Below are 15,442 nucleotides of genomic sequence, written 5' to 3'. Positions count from 1 at the left end.
GTTTATCTTTGTAAAAAAAAGTGATATGTATTTTTCTTTGATTATTCCTGTGTTTAATAGACCTGACGAAATTGATGAGTTATTAGAAAGTTTACTCCATCAAACTTATGATGATAACTTTGAAATAGTAATTATTGAAGACGGTTCGTCAGTTGATTGTAAAGAGGTAATTAAAAAGTATACATCATTATCCATTAATTATCATTACAAATCTAATTCAGGACCCGGTGACTCAAGGAATTTTGGAATGCGTGTCGCGAAAGGAGATTATTTTATAGTTTTAGATTCAGATTGTATTATTCCTCCAGATTATTTAGAAAAAATTCATCGATCTTTAGAAAATGAATATGTTGATTGTTTTGGAGGACCAGATAAGGCTTTAGATAGCTTTTCAGATATTCAGAAAGCTATTAATTTTACAATGACCTCTTTTCTTACTACAGGTGGAGTTAGAGGAGGTAGTGAAAAAATAGGTAAATTTCAACCTAGAAGTTTTAACATGGGTATTTCAAAACATGCTTTTGAGGTCTCTCATGGTTTTGGTAATATACATCCAGGTGAAGATCCAGATTTGTCTATTCGACTTTGGAAAGCAGGATTTAAAACTAAATTAATTTCTGAGGCTTATGTGTATCACAAAAGAAGAATAGATTGGAATAAATTTTATATTCAAGTTAATAAATTTGGCTTAGCCCGTCCTATATTAAATAAATGGTATCCAGAATACACAAAAATTACTTTTTGGTTTCCAACTTTATTTTTGCTTGGATTTCTTCTTTCATTGGTTTGTATTCTTTTTAATTTTTATTATTTAATAGTTTTATATTTAGTTTACTTTTTATCATTAGGTTTACTTTCAACTATTGAAAATAAAAGTGTTAGAATTGGTTATTATTCAATAATTGCTGCAATTATTCAGTTTTATGGTTATGGGAAAGGTTTTTTAAATGCTTACTTTCAAATTCATATATTGAATAAAAATCCTCAAACTGCTTTTCCAAAAATGTTTTTCAGAAAATAAAATGACTAAAATTATAGGTTTAACTGGAGGAATTGGAAGTGGAAAAACAACTGTAGCTCGTTTTTTTGAGCAAAATGGTGTTCCTGTTTATATTGCAGATGATGAAGCTAGAAAATTGATGGACCAAGTTGAAATTATAGCTGAAATTCAATCTGTTTTTGCTGAAAAAATAACAGATAAGGATGGGAATTTAGATAGAAAAAAAATTAGCCAAATTGTTTTCAAGAATAGAGTTCAACTGGAAAAATTAAATGCCATTATTCATCCAAAAGTTAAAGCACACTTTCAACATTGGTTAATGGAACATGCCAAATATCCTTTTGTAATTAAGGAAGTGGCTATTTTATTTGAAACAAAAGGTCATTTACAATGTGATGCTACTATTTTGGTAACTGCTCCTCTAGAAGATCGTATAAATAGAGTCATGAAAAGGGATTTGAAAACAAGAGAAGAAGTGCTTCAAGTAGTTGAAAATCAAATGACTGACAAGGAAAAGTCTTCTTTAGCAACATTTGTTATTGAGAATAACGAAATAGAGAAAATGCATAAACAAGTTAAAATAATCCTTCAAAAATTGAAAAATCTTTAAAAATTAACATAAATGTTAATGTTTGGTTAATCTTCTTAACACTTCCGTTTTAGGTTGTAATTTTGTAAGAGATGAATAAAACCAAGTTTCGAATATTAGTTTTTTTGATGAGTATTTCCATGATTGGAATTATCTTGGTTCAGTTGTATTGGATTAATAGCTCATTTATAAAAAACGATGAACAGTTTAAACATCACACCCAACAAGTTCTTAATAATGTTGCAAAAAAATTAGACGATAAAGAAGTAATGGATTTTTATAAACGTTATTTCCAAATCAAAGACAGTTTAGGTAGAGAGCCCAAAAGAGAGCAATTAAGAAAGATTTATTTCTACGAAAAAGACGCTAAAACAAACGAAACAGTTATTTACACCAATACAATTATTCCTGAAGATTTTGGAATAGATGGTTCTTTTTTTGATAAAAATGCATATCCAATAGGTGTTAAAAATTATGTTTCTAAAAGGAAAACGGAAGTATATAAAAATAATGCTTTAGATGGCTCAAATTCAGGATTTAAATCAAAACCTGATGTGACTGTAGAAAAGTCAGGTAATCTTGAAGTTTTAGATCGAGTTCAATTTTATGTAGCTTTTAGGGATATAGTTTCGCAGAGACCAATCCATAGAAGATTATCTGCTAACATGTTGAATAGTATTTTAAGTTTTGAACTGAATAAAGCAGGTATTAAAACGCCTTTTGAATTTGCTGTTTACAGTAATGGATTGGCTACTAAAATTAAATCTGAAGAATTTAGGCTAGATAAATGTACAACTTATGGTATGCCAATATTGATTGATGCAGATGGTCATTCTAAATATGAATTGTTAGTTAGATTTCCTAATAAAACAAATTATGTGTTTTCTGAATTAGTTCCAATGTCAATTTTGTCGTTACTATTTACGTTAATCATTATATTAACTTACACTAGTGCTTTAAAACAATTGATAACACAAAAGCAAATTTCTGAAATAAAGACGGATTTCATAAACAACATGACACATGAGTTTAAAACGCCTATTGCAACTATAAATTTAGCTTTAGATGCTATAAAGAATCCGAAAATCATTGAAGATAGAGAGAAGGTTCAAAAATATCTTCAAATGATTAAGGACGAAAATAAGCGAATGCATGCTCAAGTTGAAAATGTTTTACGCATCTCTAAATTAGAAAGAAATGAACTTGAAATAAATAAGGAACCACACCAGGTAAATGAATTTATTGAAGACGCTATTGATCATATAAGTCTTATTTTAGAAGATAGAGAAGGAGAGGTTCACACACATTTTAATGCAACAAGAAATACAGTGTTGTTAAATGATGTACACTTTACTAATGTGCTGGTTAATATTTTAGACAATGCTATGAAATATTCTAAAGACAATCCTATTATCAATATTTATACTGAAAATATCAAAGACAGTATATTAATCAAAATTCAGGATAATGGAATAGGTATGTCTAAGGTAGCTCAGAAAAAAGTTTTTGAAAAATTTTTTAGAGAGCATACTGGTGATTTACACAATGTTAAAGGCCATGGTTTAGGTTTAGCCTATGTAAAACAAATTGTTGATGATCACAATGGCCAGATTTTTGTGGAGAGTGAAAAAGGAAAAGGAAGTACATTTATAATAAAATTGCCATTAATTAATTAGTTATGGAAGCAAAAAAGATATTATTAGTTGAAGATGATCCAAATTTTGGATCTGTGTTAAGAGATTATTTAGTAATCAACGATTTTGAAGTAACCCTTGCCAAGAATGGGATGGAAGGATTTGAAAAGTTTAAAAAAGGAACTTATGATTTATGTATCCTTGACGTAATGATGCCTTATAAAGATGGATATACATTAGCAAGAGAAATTAGAGAAAAAAATCAGGAAGTGCCAATTATTTTCTTAACAGCTAAAACGTTGAAAGAAGACGTATTGAAAGGCTATAAAGTAGGGGCAGATGATTATTTAAATAAACCTTTTGATTCAGAAGTATTATTGATGAAGATTAAAGCTATCATGCAACGAAAAGCTTCTGAGACAAAACCAGACTCAAATGTATTTGAATTTGAAATAGGTAAGTTTCATTTAAATTCAAAACTAAGATTTTTGTCTTATGGTGATGAGGAACCAGTGAAATTATCTCCAAAAGAATCTGAGTTATTGAAAATGTTAGCTTTGCATGTTAATGATTTGATGCCAAGAGAGCTAGCACTTACTAAGATTTGGAGAGATGATAATTACTTTACTTCTAGAAGTATGGACGTTTACATTGCTAAACTAAGAAAGTACTTGAAACGTGATGAGCGCGTAGAAATTTTGAATATTCATGGAGAAGGTTTTAGATTGGTAATTAATCAATAGTGAAAGAGTTTTGAAAATTAAAAAGCCCCAAAATGTTAACTACATTTTGGGGCTTTTTTTATTTAAATAAATCCATACCTGGTATATTAGGCATTCCTTCTTTTGCTACTGCAGCTAATTCAGCTTCATTGACATTTGTTGCTTTATGAATTACTTTGTTTAATGTGGTAATCAAATAATCTTCAAGCATTTCTTTGTCTTGTAAGAGTTCGTCAGCAATAATCAAACTTTTAATTTCTCGATTTGCAGTCATGGTTACGGTTAATAAACCATCGTTACTTTTTTCATCCACTAAAACGGAATTTAGGCGTTGCTTTGTAGCTTCAATTTTTTGTTGGGTTTCTTTTATTTTACCCATCATTCCCATTACGTCTCCAAACATAGTTTATCAGTTATAATTGTTTAATATAAGTACTTCTTTTTTTATGAATAATTGGATTAAAATGCTTCCATAAATTATGAATGGCGTGATTCTCTTCAAGTTCAGGTGTGCGAATACACGTTTCGATGCCGTTCTTTTTAAATGTTTTGGCATATTCATCAAAAACAATGGCTGTTATTCCTTTACTCTGGTATTCTGGTAATACGCCAATTAAATAAAAAACGGCACTTTTATTGTTCTTTTTAGCTTTGAGTAAATGATAAAAACCAAAAGGGAATAATTTACCCTTTGCTTTAATTAAAGCTTCTGAAAAATCGGGCATGACAATACTAAACGAAACCAGGTTTCCTTCTTTATCTTCAATGAATTTGATGTATTCTGGATTGATTAATCCTATGTATTTTTTTTTAAAATAGTCAATTTGTATTTCATTTATAGCAACAAAAGACTGAAGTTTCGAGTAAGTAGCATTGAATAAAGCAAACATTTTATCTACATAAGGCATAATGTCTTTTGAATGTGTAAAATTTATAGGTTTTAATTCATATCGTTGTTTTAAAACAGAAGCAATTTTTTCAAAAGGAGTAATGTCTACATTTTTAAAAAGAAATTTACTCTCTATATATTTTTTTTCTTCTATGAAACCTAATTGCTCAAAATGATCTTTGTAATATGGATGGTTATACCAAGTAATCATTAAACCTTGTTGGTCAAATCCTTCGGTTAAGACTCCTACTTTGTCTAAATTAGAAAAACCAAGTGGTCCTTCCATGTTTTCCATTTGATGTTTATGACCGAATTCCTCAACTTTAGCCAATAAAGCTTTTGTTACTTCTATATCATCTATAACATCAAACCAACCAAAACGAACTTTCTTTTTACCTAATTGATTGACTTCGTCCCAATTAATTATAGCAACTGTTTTGCCTACAATTTTATCATCCTTATAAGCTAGGTAAAAATGTGCTTCTGCAGAATGAAAAGCAGGATTTTTAGTTTTGTCAAAGGTTTCTAACTCGTCATTTATCAATGGCGGTATCCAATAAGGATTATCTTTATATAATTCAAATGAAAACTGAATGAATTTTTTTAATTCTTTTTTGCTAAAAATTTCTTTTACCTCTATCATTTTATTCTACAGAATCTTTTCTTTTATTTTTTTCTGCTTTTTTATCCATTTTTTTGTCCATTTTACTCTGTGTGCCTGGTTTTGCCATTTTAACTTCTTGATAATTTTTTACAAATCGCCAAGTAAACCCTATTCCACCATATAAAATACTTGGAGTTGATTTTGCATTACTAGCTAATGAAGCATCAATCTGCATGTCTTTATTAAATAAATAAGCGGCTCCAAAACGAAAAATTCCATCACTATAGTATTTTCCATTATATCCTTGATTTTCAATAAAGGCCGACCAATTTTGATTGATTCCTCTTGTTAGTGTAACTACATAATCAATACTAGCATAATCAGTGCTGATCTTATTGTAAGCAATATTCGTTACTAAAACCCATCTTGTTCCAAAGTGATTTTGCGCAATTACCATTGCTCTGGGGCTAGCAGAAGATTCTAAAGCGGGACCATAGCCGAAGTAATTTTTTTTATCCATATTGAAACTTATTCCCGCATATCCTGCTAAAGCTGGGATAAATTGTCTCCATTTAAAACGATGATTTGCTTTCCAACTATACAAATTAGGTTTTTCTTCATAGTTTTTAAATGGATCATAAAACAAGTACTTTGCCCCAATAATTGCATTTCGTATTCCACTTCTACTTGTTTCAACACCATAAGAAGAGTAATTATCTTTTTGATATTGAATTTCTCCAATAATTTCTAATTCTTCTTTTAAAAAACCGTATCTAAGTGTTAATTCTCCATTATATCCTTTAGCATCATAATTTAATAAATTGTGTTTTTCTGCTACATAATTCACTCCAGATTCTGCTTGAAAAATTGTTTTTCCAACCGAAAAAGCCATCATTGACTTACCAGGTCGATTTGAGTTCACTTCATCTGTAAATTGAGCTTGTGCTATGAATGTACAAAACAGAGAAGTAAGCGCTAAAATTCTTTTAGATACCATCTTTTTATTAAATTTGATCAAATGAATAATTGAATTCAAAAGTAAATATTTTATAATAATTTTAAGTATGTTATGAAATAATAATGTTTATTTTTGAAAAAAAATACGAGAATGGATACGGCAAGTTTACAAGGATTGGTTAAAACATTGTTTTATATATTTTTGTTCTATTACTTATTTAAGTTTTTAATGCGTTTGTTGGCTCCTTATTTAGTGCAACAAATGGCAAAAAAGGCTGAAGAACATATAAAAAAGCAATTTGATCAGCAACAATATCAATCTTATCAGCAAAATCAGAATCAACAAGAGACAAAAAAGGAGGCGTCAAAGCCTACTAAACAAGTAGGAGAGTACATCGATTTTGAAGAAGTAGAATAAAATGCTCCGATTAATCGGAGTTTTTTTATTTTTGTACATTATTTAATCCAAACTATAAAATGAAAAACTTAAATAAGTTTGCACCACATCTTTACGCATTAATTGGTTTTATTGCAATTGCATTAATTTATTTCTATCCTACTCTGCAAGGAAAACAAATTTTTCAATCGGATATAGCTCAATATACCGGTATGGCTAAAGAGCAAATCGACTTCAGAAAAGAGTATAATGAAGAACCTTATTGGACTAATAGTGCCTTTGGAGGTATGCCAACCTATCAATTAGGGGCTAAATATCCTCACCATTATATAAAAGATTTGGATAGTGTATTGCGATTTTTACCTAGACCAGCGGACTATTTATTTTTGTATTTCCTTGGATTTTATGTTTTAATGTTAAGTCTTAAAATAAAACCATTAAAAGCATTTTTTGGTGCATTAGCCTTTGGTTTTTCTACCTATTTAATTATTATTTTAGGCGTTGGTCATAATGCTAAAGCGCATGCAATTGCCTATATGCCACTAGTTTTGGCTGGTGTATTGTGGGTATTTCAAAAAAGATATGTACTTGGAGGAATAGTAACTATGATTGCTGCAGCACTTGAAATACAAGCTAATCACTTTCAAATGACATATTACTTTTTGTTTTTACTTCTGATTGTTGGTGGATATTATGTTATTGAAATTAGTAAAGAAAAAGATTTTAAACATTTAATTAAATCATTGGCTATTTTTGGAATAGGAGCCTTATTAGCAGTTGGTGTGAATGCTACAAACTTAATGGCTACCTCTGAATATGCTACTAATTCAACAAGAAGTAATAGTGAATTGACTTTTGATGCGAATGGAAAGAAAAAGTCCGATTCCAACGCTATGAGTTATGCCTACATTACCGAATACAGTTATGGTATTGCTGAAAGTTTAAATTTGATTGCTCCCAAATTATTTGGTGGTTCTAATGCAGAAGATTTAGGGACGGATTCATCGATGTACCAATTTATTGTAGCACAAAATGTTCCTGAAAGTGAAGCTGTAAATTTGGTAAAACACATGCCAACTTATTGGGGAGAACAGCCTATTGTTGCCGCTCCTGCTTATATAGGAATAGTAGTTTTCTTTTTGGCAATACTTGCATTATTTGTTGAAAAACGAAAAATTAAATATGCATTGGCAGTGGGTGTGGTGTTTTCATTGGCTCTTTCTTGGGGTAAACATTTTGCTCCTTTAACCGATTTTTTCATCAATTATGTACCTATGTACAATAAATTTAGAGCGGTTTCATCCATTCAAGTTTTATTAGAATTGTGCATGCCTGTTTTAGCTATTTTAGGATTATCTGCATTTGTGAATAGTGATGAAACTGAGCGCGGCAAATCATTGTTATATGCAGGTGGAATTGTAGCGGGAATATTAGTAATGTTATTGTTGTTGAGCGGATCGTTCTCATTTACAAGTTTAAATGACGAGTTTTATGCGAAACAATATGGGGCTAATTTTATGGATGTATTGAAAGAAGATAGAAAAGCTATGTATTTTTCTACTATTTATCGTTCCTTAGGGTTTTTAGCGGTTGCTTTTGCAGTTCTGTTTTTCTATACTAAAAAGACATTTTCACAATTCAATACCGTACTTTTAGTTGGTTTAGTAATGGTTTTCGATTTATTCTTTGTGGCTAAAAATTACGTTAAAGCGGAAGATTTTGTATCGAAATCACAAATTGAACGTCCTTTTGAAGAAACAGAAGCCGATAAACGAATTCTTGAAGATAAATCACATTTTAGAGTTTTCGAAATGGATGGAAATATGAACAGTGCTCGTGCTTCTTTCTTCCATAAATCAATCGGCGGTTATCATGCAGCCAAGCCAAAAAAAATGCAAGAGTTGTTTGATTACCAAATTGCTAAGAATAATATTGAAGCATTAAACATGTTGAATACAAAATATGTGATTCAAACGAATGAACAAGGAGCGCCAATGGCCTTGCAAAATCCAAATGCCAATGGAAATGCTTGGTTTGTCTCAAAAATTAAAAAAGTAAATTCAGCGGATGAAGAAATGAAAGCTTTAAATTCTTTAAAAACGAAGGATGAGGCCACATTTAACTTGTATGATTTTGGAACATTAATAAAAGGTAAAGGCTTACCAACTAGTTATATAAAAGATACCACAGCAACCATAAAATTAGAAACCTATAAACCAAACTATTTGAAATATACTTCATCTAATTCAAACGCTGGTTTTGGGGTGTTTTCTGAAATTTATTACCCTAAAGGTTGGAAAGCTACTATTGATGGAAAAGAAGCAACAATCTTAAATGTAAATTATGTTTTACGAGGATTGCAAATTCCAGCCGGGAAACATACTATTGAATTCAAATTTGAACCTGAAGTAGTAAAAACAGGGGGAATGATTGCATTAATTAGCTCTGTTTTAATGTTGGGTGTAATTGGATTAGGTATTTTTTATTGGAGAAAGAAAACTCAGGAAGTTGCTCAATAATTTGTAATGCTATAAAATGACAAAATCTGAAAAAGAACATATCATTGAGATGCAATCTTTATCCTATTTTGAAAGGTTAGAGCGATTAATGAAATTAATTGAAATATCCTATGCTTTAAAAACTGCAAAAATTATTAAAATTAAGAAATAATGATACCTGAAGTTTTTGAGATTTGGAAAAATTTTGATTTAGAAAAATTAGAATATATTATTATTGGAGGTTTTGCTGTTAATATTTATGGGTATAATAGAAATACGGGTGATATGAATGTTTTTTTCAAGGATACCTTAGAAAATCGTTTAAAACTTAATAAAGCGCTTAAAGCATCAAAATTAATAGAATTTCCAAATGTTGAAACGATGCAATTTATTCCTGGATATACAGATGTAAATATTGGTTTTGGAATGCGATTAGACTTAATGACAAGTGTAAAAGGACTTGAAGATATCTCTTTTGATGAGTTGTTAAATAACGCAACAGTTGTTGAAATTACAGGGGTGAAAGTTAATTTTATTGATTATGAAAATTTAATTAAATCTAAATTTGCAGCTAATCGGATTAAAGACATTTTAGATATTGAAGAATTAAATAAAGTCAATTCAAAAGAAAATAAATTAGATTAGTTATTTTGGAAAGTCCAACAAAAAAAGTTTTAATCGTTAGTTATTACTGGCCACCTGCAGGAGGTCCGGGCGTGCAGCGTTGGTTGAAATTTGTGAAATATTTGCCCGATTTTGGAATTCAACCCATTGTTTACATTCCAGAAAATCCCAACTATCCTTTATTGGATGAAAAATTGATAAGTGATGTAAACGAAAAGGCAATTATTTTAAAAAATAAGATTTTCGAACCTTATGCTTTGGCTTCTGTTTTTTCTAAAAATAAGACCAAGAAAATAAGTGCTGGGATTATCACAAAAGATAAAAAACAATCTTTGGTTGAAAAAATGATGTTGTGGATTCGCGGTAATATTTTTATTCCTGATGCCCGTGTATTTTGGGTGAAACCTTCTGTGAACTTTTTAAAAAAGTACATTCAAGAAAATCATATAGAAACGGTTATTACTACTGGACCACCTCATAGTTTACATTTGATAGGTTTAGCCTTAAAAAAACAGTTAAAAATTAATTGGATAGCCGATTTTCGTGATCCTTGGACCACCATTGGTTACCATAAAGAACTGAAGTTAAGTACTTGGGCAGCAAAGAAACATAAAAAATGGGAAGCAGAAGTGTTAAATAACTGTGATACGGTTTTAGTGACTTCTCCCACAACTAAAAAAGAATTTCAAGTATTGACCTCTCGACCTATTGAAGTTATAACAAATGGTTATGATGTGGAGCAAGTAGAGAGGAAGCCCTTAGATGCTAAATTTACCATGGCGCATATTGGTTCTTTTTTATCACAAAGAAATCCGCAAATTTTATGGGAATCTTTAGCAGAATTAATTCAAGAAAATGAAGCGTTTGCTCAGCATTTTCAGTTGAAGTTAATCGGTGCCGTAAGTAAAGAAGTGTTGCAATCAATTTCAGACTATCATTTAGATAATTATGTAAATAATCTAGGTTATGTTTCGCATGAAGAAGCTTTAATTCAGCAGAGATCTTCACAAGTATTGTTGTTAATTGAAATAGATTCTGAAGAAACCAAATGCATCATTCCAGGGAAATTATTTGAATATATGGTGTCTGAGCGTCCTATTTTAGCCATTGGGCCAAAAGATTCTGATTTTGAATCGATTATTAAATCTACAAATACCGGTGTGTTTTTCCAATACCATGAAAAAGAAGCATTAAAAGCTACTGTTTTAGAGCAATTTCAACAATATTTGAATGCTAATTTAAAAGTTCATGCCGTGGGTTTACAACAATACAGCAGAAAGAATTTAACCGCGCAATTGGCACAATTACTTTCTTCAAATTCGTAATCAAATTATGGGAATCGTCATTAAACAATCTATAAAAAATACCATCATAACCTTTATTGGTTTTGCTATTGGTGGAGCTAATACGTTGTTTATGTATCCTTATTTTTTGGGGAAAGACTATGTTGGTTTAACCGGATATGTACTTTCTACGGCTAATATTTTATACCCATTATTGTCTTTTGGAATTCAAAATACGTTAATTAAATTTTTTAATGAACATAACAAAACGGAGGAAGATTTAAATAAGTACATGACCTATATGTTACTGGTTCCTCTGGTATTTGTCATTCCAGCTTTAGTGTTTTTTTATGGATTTTATGATACCATAGCTGCCTATGAATCCAAAGAAAATGCCATTGTGTACGATTTTGTTTGGATTATTCCAATCATAGGATTGTTCATGGGGTATTTTGAAATATTTTATGCTTGGTTACGAGCACATATGAAATCAGTTTTTGGTTCCTTCGTAAAAGAAGTTTTTGTTCGAATATTGATTACTATTTTATTGTTTGCAGTATATTATGAGTATCTATCTCAATCTGATTTTATTTATTCTTTGGTGTTTGTGTATGGAATCAGTTTACTCATGATTATGTATTCAGCAAATCGAGTAAAACGAATCCGATTGCATTTCAAAGTACCAAAACAAAGTAAAGCCATCTTAACGTATACGGTTTTCATTATTTTATCGGCTAGTGTAGCCAATATGTTGTTGGATATCGATAAGTATATGATTAATAAGTATTTGAAAATTGATAATATTGCTTTTTACAATGTGGCTATTTTCATGGCATTAGTTATTTCTGTACCCATGCGTGCCATGCACCAAATAACCTATCCTATTACTGCAAAACTAATGAGTGAAAAAAAATGGGAGGAGTTGAATGAGTTGTATAAAAAGTCGTCGGTTAGTTTACAAGTCATTGGAGGCTTACTTTATATTGGAATATTAGTTAATTTAAATCAGGTTTATAATTTATTGCCTGATGAAGGGTATCGACAAGGAGTATTTGTTGTTTTTACCATTGGATTGTCTAAATATTTTGATTTAATTTTAGGTATAAATAACGCCATTATTTTCAATTCGAAATACTATAGAGCTGTTTTACTTTTAGGGGTGCTTTTAGTGGTGGTTATTGTTTTGTTGAACATGTACTTTATTCCAGAATTTGGATTAAATGGTGCTGCAATAGCTACTTTAATAGCCATAACGTTATATAGTTTGGCGAAGTTGTTTTTTGTAGTTGTTAAAATGAAATTATTTCCCTTTACAATCAAAAATTTAATTTCTTTAGGGATTACGGTACTTACTTTTTTTGTGTTTTATTTTTGGGAGTTTTCTTTTCATCCCATTATTAATATACTATTGAAATCCATTTTAGTCACGATTTTTTATTTGGTTATTAATTATGTTTTAAAAGTATCCTCAGATATTAATTATGTGATGCGAAATATTATTTCAAAGGTATTACAAATAAAAAATCCTGCTTCGTAAATACTCCGCAGGACTTCAATCAACTAACCAATTTCAAACTATATAATTTTAACCTTTTCTTTCTAATGCATCTTTTTTGATGGCATCTACGTCTTCTTTTTTCATTTTTTCTTTTGTACCATCTTTTTTGTAGTAGTAAAAATCACCCTCATCTTCATACCAATCCTCATCATAGTCATGTCCACCACCATTATATCCAGTTGGACAAGGGTTGTAAGCATAGCCACCGTAACCATTTACAAATCCACTTACCCCGATAATTTCACCATGATAGTTGTAGAAAATTCGCATTCCACCAATTCTTGTTAAGGCAAAACTATTATAAGTCATATAAACACTACCAATTCTTTTTACTCTTCCGTAGTAATCATAATTGATGAATACATTTCCTACTCGGCGCACTCTTCCGTAACTGTCGTGTTCAATTCGTACGCCTCGAATACCTCTGTCTTCAACTCTTGGAGCGCCATATGTCTCATTGATGCTTCCACGTCTAGGTCTTGGACCATTGATTACAGTATTAAAATCGAAATCTCCTGTTGGGAATACAAAAAATTCAATACCTCTTTCTCTAAATACAATTGGTTCTGCCTCTCTATAATTTATAGCGTATGAATTATGATATTCTACTCTTGGACCTCTTCCTCGTTCTGTTTCTTGAGCCACCGCTGCGTTTAATACTAAAAATAAACTTGCAACTAAAAATGTAATTTTTTTCATAATCTTACTTTTTAATGGTTTAACATCTTTTAAAACATTACTGTTTGATTAATCTATTTCAAGTCGTGTGCCAAAACGTTAAAGATGAATGATAACAAATTGATAACGAGTTGTTAATGATTTCTAATGAACTGATTTTATTAATGTTAATTTATTTTTAATTCTAATTGAAGGAAGCGGATGTGGAAATTTATTTAGAAAACTAGAAAGAAATATATAGAATTTAGTTTTGAATTTGAACATTCTCATTGCTATTGCACTTGATTTTTGTATTTTAGCACCAAAGCCAAAGATTAATGAAGAAATTAATTGCCATTTATTTTTTATTCACCACAGCAATTTTATTTGCTCAATATCCCAAAGATTATTTTAGGTCTCCGTTAGATATACCTATTAATTTATCTGGAACATTTGGTGAATTAAGAACAAATCATTTTCATTCTGGTTTAGATATTCGAACTAATAATGTAGAAGGTTTACCTGTTTATGCTGCCGCAGATGGTTATGTGTCGCGAATTAAGGTAAGTGTTTTTGGTTATGGTAAAGCCATTTACATTACACATCCCAACGGATATACTTCTGTTTATGGACATTTACAGAAATATGAAGGAAAGATTGAGGAGTACATTAAAAATCTTCAATACAAAGAGAAAAATTATGAGGTTGAAACTTATTTGTATCCAACAGTTTTTCCTGTAAAAAAAGGTGATATTATTGCTTATTCAGGAAATTCAGGTGGCAGTGCAGGACCTCATTTGCATTTTGAATTTAGGGATACTTACACAGAAAGAATCATTAACCCCATGGCTTTTGGAATGAATCGATTAATTAGGGATGACAAGGCACCAGAAGTAAGTAGTGTAATGGTTTATCCTATGAATGATTCTACGATGGTAAATAAAAGTAATGCCCCAATTGCCTTAACTCTACTTAAACAACCTGATGGAAGTTATTTATCTAATAAGGTTTATACAAATGGAGTTGTTGGTTTTGCAATCAACTCTTATGATCAACTAACTAATATATACAATAAAAATGGGGTATATAAAGTTCAAGCTTTTTTGAATGGAACACCACATTTCGGCTATCAATTTGATACATTTGCTTTCGATGAATCTAGGCATATAAATTATTTCATTGATTTTAAAAAGTTTAAATTACTAAAGCAACGATACCAAAAATTATTTTCTAAAGTACCTTATCCATTATCTTTGGTACAAGAGAACAAAAAAATGAACGGAGTTCAAGTTAAAAAGAATAATAGCTATAATTATAAAATTGAAGTGAGTGATTATCATGGAAATAAAACTATTGTTAATATTCCGCTTGAATACAAAGATGAGCCTCTATTGCCACAAACAAGTAAAGGAAAATACTTTATCAAGGCAAAAAACGATTATAATTTTGAGTTTGAAACGGCTTCAGTCTATTTTCCACCCAATTTATTTTATGAAAATTGTTTTTTAAATATTGAGGAAACTAATGGGGTTTTATTAATGGATTCTAATTATGAGGCTATGCAAAGTGCCATGACAATTTCATTTGATATATCTAAACTATCGGAAGAAGAACAAAAAAAAGCATTTATTGCAGGCATTAATGGCTATCAATTGGAATATAATAGTTCTTTTAGAAAAGGGAATACACTTTCAGCAAAAATAAAATCTTTTGGGAAGTTTAAAGTAGCCTTAGACACCATACCACCTAGAGTTTTTAATCCGAATTTTGTTGAAGGAAGCAATGTGTCAAAATTAAATACGTTAACCATATCAATAACGGATATGTTATCTGGAATAGATTCATTTAATGCTTATTTAAACGATGAATGGATTTTAATGGAATATGACTATAAAACAAAAAAATTAACTCATAATATCTCCGATGGGAAAATAAAATCGGGACTCAATGCGTTTAAATTAATTGTTACAGATAAACTAAATAACAATACAATTTTCACTTCTAATTTTACTTATTAATATATGTTATTA

General features: G+C 30.1%; 15 protein-coding genes. 11 read left to right on the top strand and 4 right to left on the bottom strand.

Annotated elements, in window-relative coordinates; genetic code table 11:
* Positions 1-25: 25 nt before the first annotated feature.
* From QZ824_RS00660 to QZ824_RS00645, 4 genes are all read left to right on the top strand, one after another.
* Positions 26-1,021 (top strand): glycosyltransferase, encoded by a 996-nt coding sequence (locus QZ824_RS00660; RefSeq protein ID WP_291274118.1) that lies wholly within the window; start codon positions 26-28, stop codon positions 1,019-1,021.
* A 1-nt stretch (position 1,022) separates the two neighbouring features.
* Positions 1,023-1,610: a dephospho-CoA kinase gene (gene coaE, locus QZ824_RS00655; RefSeq protein WP_291274117.1), complete on the top strand. Its 588-nt coding sequence runs from the start codon at positions 1,023-1,025 to the stop codon at positions 1,608-1,610.
* Positions 1,611-1,681: 71 nt separating this feature from the next.
* On the top strand, positions 1,682-3,265 hold the full coding sequence (locus QZ824_RS00650; RefSeq protein WP_291274116.1) for a HAMP domain-containing sensor histidine kinase: 1,584 nt from the start codon (positions 1,682-1,684) through the stop codon (positions 3,263-3,265).
* A 2-nt stretch (positions 3,266-3,267) separates the two neighbouring features.
* Positions 3,268-3,966, top strand: a complete 699-nt coding sequence (locus QZ824_RS00645; RefSeq protein WP_291274115.1) for a response regulator transcription factor — start codon at positions 3,268-3,270, stop codon at positions 3,964-3,966.
* A gap of 58 nt (positions 3,967-4,024) precedes the next feature.
* Here the strand turns inward: QZ824_RS00645 and QZ824_RS00640 are convergent, their stop codons facing one another.
* Genes QZ824_RS00640 through QZ824_RS00630 form a run of 3 tightly spaced genes read right to left on the bottom strand, consistent with a single transcriptional unit; the run spans position 4,025 to position 6,435 of the window.
* Complete coding sequence (locus QZ824_RS00640) at positions 4,025-4,348, bottom strand: YbaB/EbfC family nucleoid-associated protein (RefSeq protein ID WP_291274114.1); 324 nt, start codon at positions 4,346-4,348, stop codon at positions 4,025-4,027.
* A gap of 10 nt (positions 4,349-4,358) precedes the next feature.
* On the bottom strand, positions 4,359-5,477 hold the full coding sequence (locus tag QZ824_RS00635; RefSeq protein ID WP_291274113.1) for a GTP cyclohydrolase: 1,119 nt from the start codon (positions 5,475-5,477) through the stop codon (positions 4,359-4,361).
* 1 nt (position 5,478) lies between these two features.
* Entirely contained in the window at positions 5,479-6,435 is a 957-nt protein-coding gene (locus QZ824_RS00630) for a transporter (RefSeq protein WP_291274112.1), read from the bottom strand.
* 93 nt (positions 6,436-6,528) lie between these two features.
* Between QZ824_RS00630 and QZ824_RS00625 the strand changes: the two genes are divergently transcribed.
* Genes QZ824_RS00625 through QZ824_RS00600 form a run of 6 tightly spaced genes read left to right on the top strand, consistent with a single transcriptional unit; the run spans position 6,529 to position 12,734 of the window.
* Positions 6,529-6,813, top strand: a complete 285-nt coding sequence (locus QZ824_RS00625) for a DUF4834 domain-containing protein (protein ID WP_291274111.1) — start codon at positions 6,529-6,531, stop codon at positions 6,811-6,813.
* A 59-nt stretch (positions 6,814-6,872) separates the two neighbouring features.
* A complete protein-coding gene (locus QZ824_RS00620; RefSeq protein WP_291274110.1) occupies positions 6,873-9,311 on the top strand; it encodes a YfhO family protein in 2,439 nt (812 codons plus the stop codon).
* A gap of 16 nt (positions 9,312-9,327) precedes the next feature.
* Positions 9,328-9,462: a hypothetical protein gene (locus QZ824_RS00615; protein WP_262487918.1), complete on the top strand. Its 135-nt coding sequence runs from the start codon at positions 9,328-9,330 to the stop codon at positions 9,460-9,462.
* Complete coding sequence (locus QZ824_RS00610) at positions 9,462-9,935, top strand: nucleotidyltransferase (RefSeq protein ID WP_291274109.1); 474 nt, start codon at positions 9,462-9,464, stop codon at positions 9,933-9,935. Before QZ824_RS00615 ends, QZ824_RS00610 begins: the two co-directional genes overlap by 1 nt.
* 5 nt (positions 9,936-9,940) lie before the next feature.
* Complete coding sequence (locus QZ824_RS00605; RefSeq protein WP_291274108.1) at positions 9,941-11,239, top strand: glycosyltransferase family 4 protein; 1,299 nt, start codon at positions 9,941-9,943, stop codon at positions 11,237-11,239.
* A gap of 7 nt (positions 11,240-11,246) precedes the next feature.
* The gene (locus tag QZ824_RS00600) at positions 11,247-12,734 is read left to right on the top strand and encodes an oligosaccharide flippase family protein (protein WP_291274107.1); all 1,488 of its coding nucleotides are present in this window, start codon (positions 11,247-11,249) and stop codon (positions 12,732-12,734) included.
* 48 nt (positions 12,735-12,782) lie between these two features.
* On the opposite strand, the gene QZ824_RS00595 is transcribed toward QZ824_RS00600, so the two are convergent.
* Positions 12,783-13,454, bottom strand: coding sequence for a hypothetical protein (locus QZ824_RS00595; protein ID WP_291274106.1), 672 nt, complete (start codon positions 13,452-13,454; stop codon positions 12,783-12,785).
* A 296-nt stretch (positions 13,455-13,750) separates the two neighbouring features.
* Between QZ824_RS00595 and QZ824_RS00590 the strand changes: the two genes are divergently transcribed.
* The gene (locus tag QZ824_RS00590; protein WP_291274105.1) at positions 13,751-15,430 is read left to right on the top strand and encodes a M23 family metallopeptidase; all 1,680 of its coding nucleotides are present in this window, start codon (positions 13,751-13,753) and stop codon (positions 15,428-15,430) included.
* Positions 15,431-15,442: the final 12 nt, after the last annotated feature.

Origin of the sequence: Flavobacterium sp., from assembly GCF_021151785.1 — a bacterium.
Taxonomy (GTDB): Bacteria; Bacteroidota; Bacteroidia; order Flavobacteriales; family Flavobacteriaceae; genus Flavobacterium.
The sequence above is the reverse complement of the archived record's forward strand: the minus strand, read 5'-3'. Positions and strand labels throughout refer to the sequence as shown.

Excerpts from the sequence above, each read along its gene's own strand:
- QZ824_RS00620 (WP_291274110.1), top strand. The coding sequence starts at position 6,873 with ATGAAAAACTTAAATAAGTTTGCACCACATCTTTACGCATTAATTGGT.
- QZ824_RS00630 (WP_291274112.1), bottom strand. The coding sequence starts at position 6,435 with ATGGTATCTAAAAGAATTTTAGCGCTTACTTCTCTGTTTTGTACATTC.
- QZ824_RS00640 (WP_291274114.1), bottom strand. The coding sequence starts at position 4,348 with ATGTTTGGAGACGTAATGGGAATGATGGGTAAAATAAAAGAAACCCAA.
- QZ824_RS00650 (WP_291274116.1), top strand. The coding sequence starts at position 1,682 with ATGAATAAAACCAAGTTTCGAATATTAGTTTTTTTGATGAGTATTTCC.
- QZ824_RS00635 (WP_291274113.1), bottom strand. The coding sequence starts at position 5,477 with ATGATAGAGGTAAAAGAAATTTTTAGCAAAAAAGAATTAAAAAAATTC.
- QZ824_RS00610 (WP_291274109.1), top strand. The coding sequence starts at position 9,462 with ATGATACCTGAAGTTTTTGAGATTTGGAAAAATTTTGATTTAGAAAAA.
- QZ824_RS00645 (WP_291274115.1), top strand. The coding sequence starts at position 3,268 with ATGGAAGCAAAAAAGATATTATTAGTTGAAGATGATCCAAATTTTGGA.
- coaE (WP_291274117.1), top strand. The coding sequence starts at position 1,023 with ATGACTAAAATTATAGGTTTAACTGGAGGAATTGGAAGTGGAAAAACA.
- QZ824_RS00595 (WP_291274106.1), bottom strand. The coding sequence starts at position 13,454 with ATGAAAAAAATTACATTTTTAGTTGCAAGTTTATTTTTAGTATTAAAC.
- QZ824_RS00615 (WP_262487918.1), top strand. The coding sequence starts at position 9,328 with ATGACAAAATCTGAAAAAGAACATATCATTGAGATGCAATCTTTATCC.
- QZ824_RS00600 (WP_291274107.1), top strand. The coding sequence starts at position 11,247 with ATGGGAATCGTCATTAAACAATCTATAAAAAATACCATCATAACCTTT.
- QZ824_RS00590 (WP_291274105.1), top strand. The coding sequence starts at position 13,751 with ATGAAGAAATTAATTGCCATTTATTTTTTATTCACCACAGCAATTTTA.
- QZ824_RS00660 (WP_291274118.1), top strand. The coding sequence starts at position 26 with ATGTATTTTTCTTTGATTATTCCTGTGTTTAATAGACCTGACGAAATT.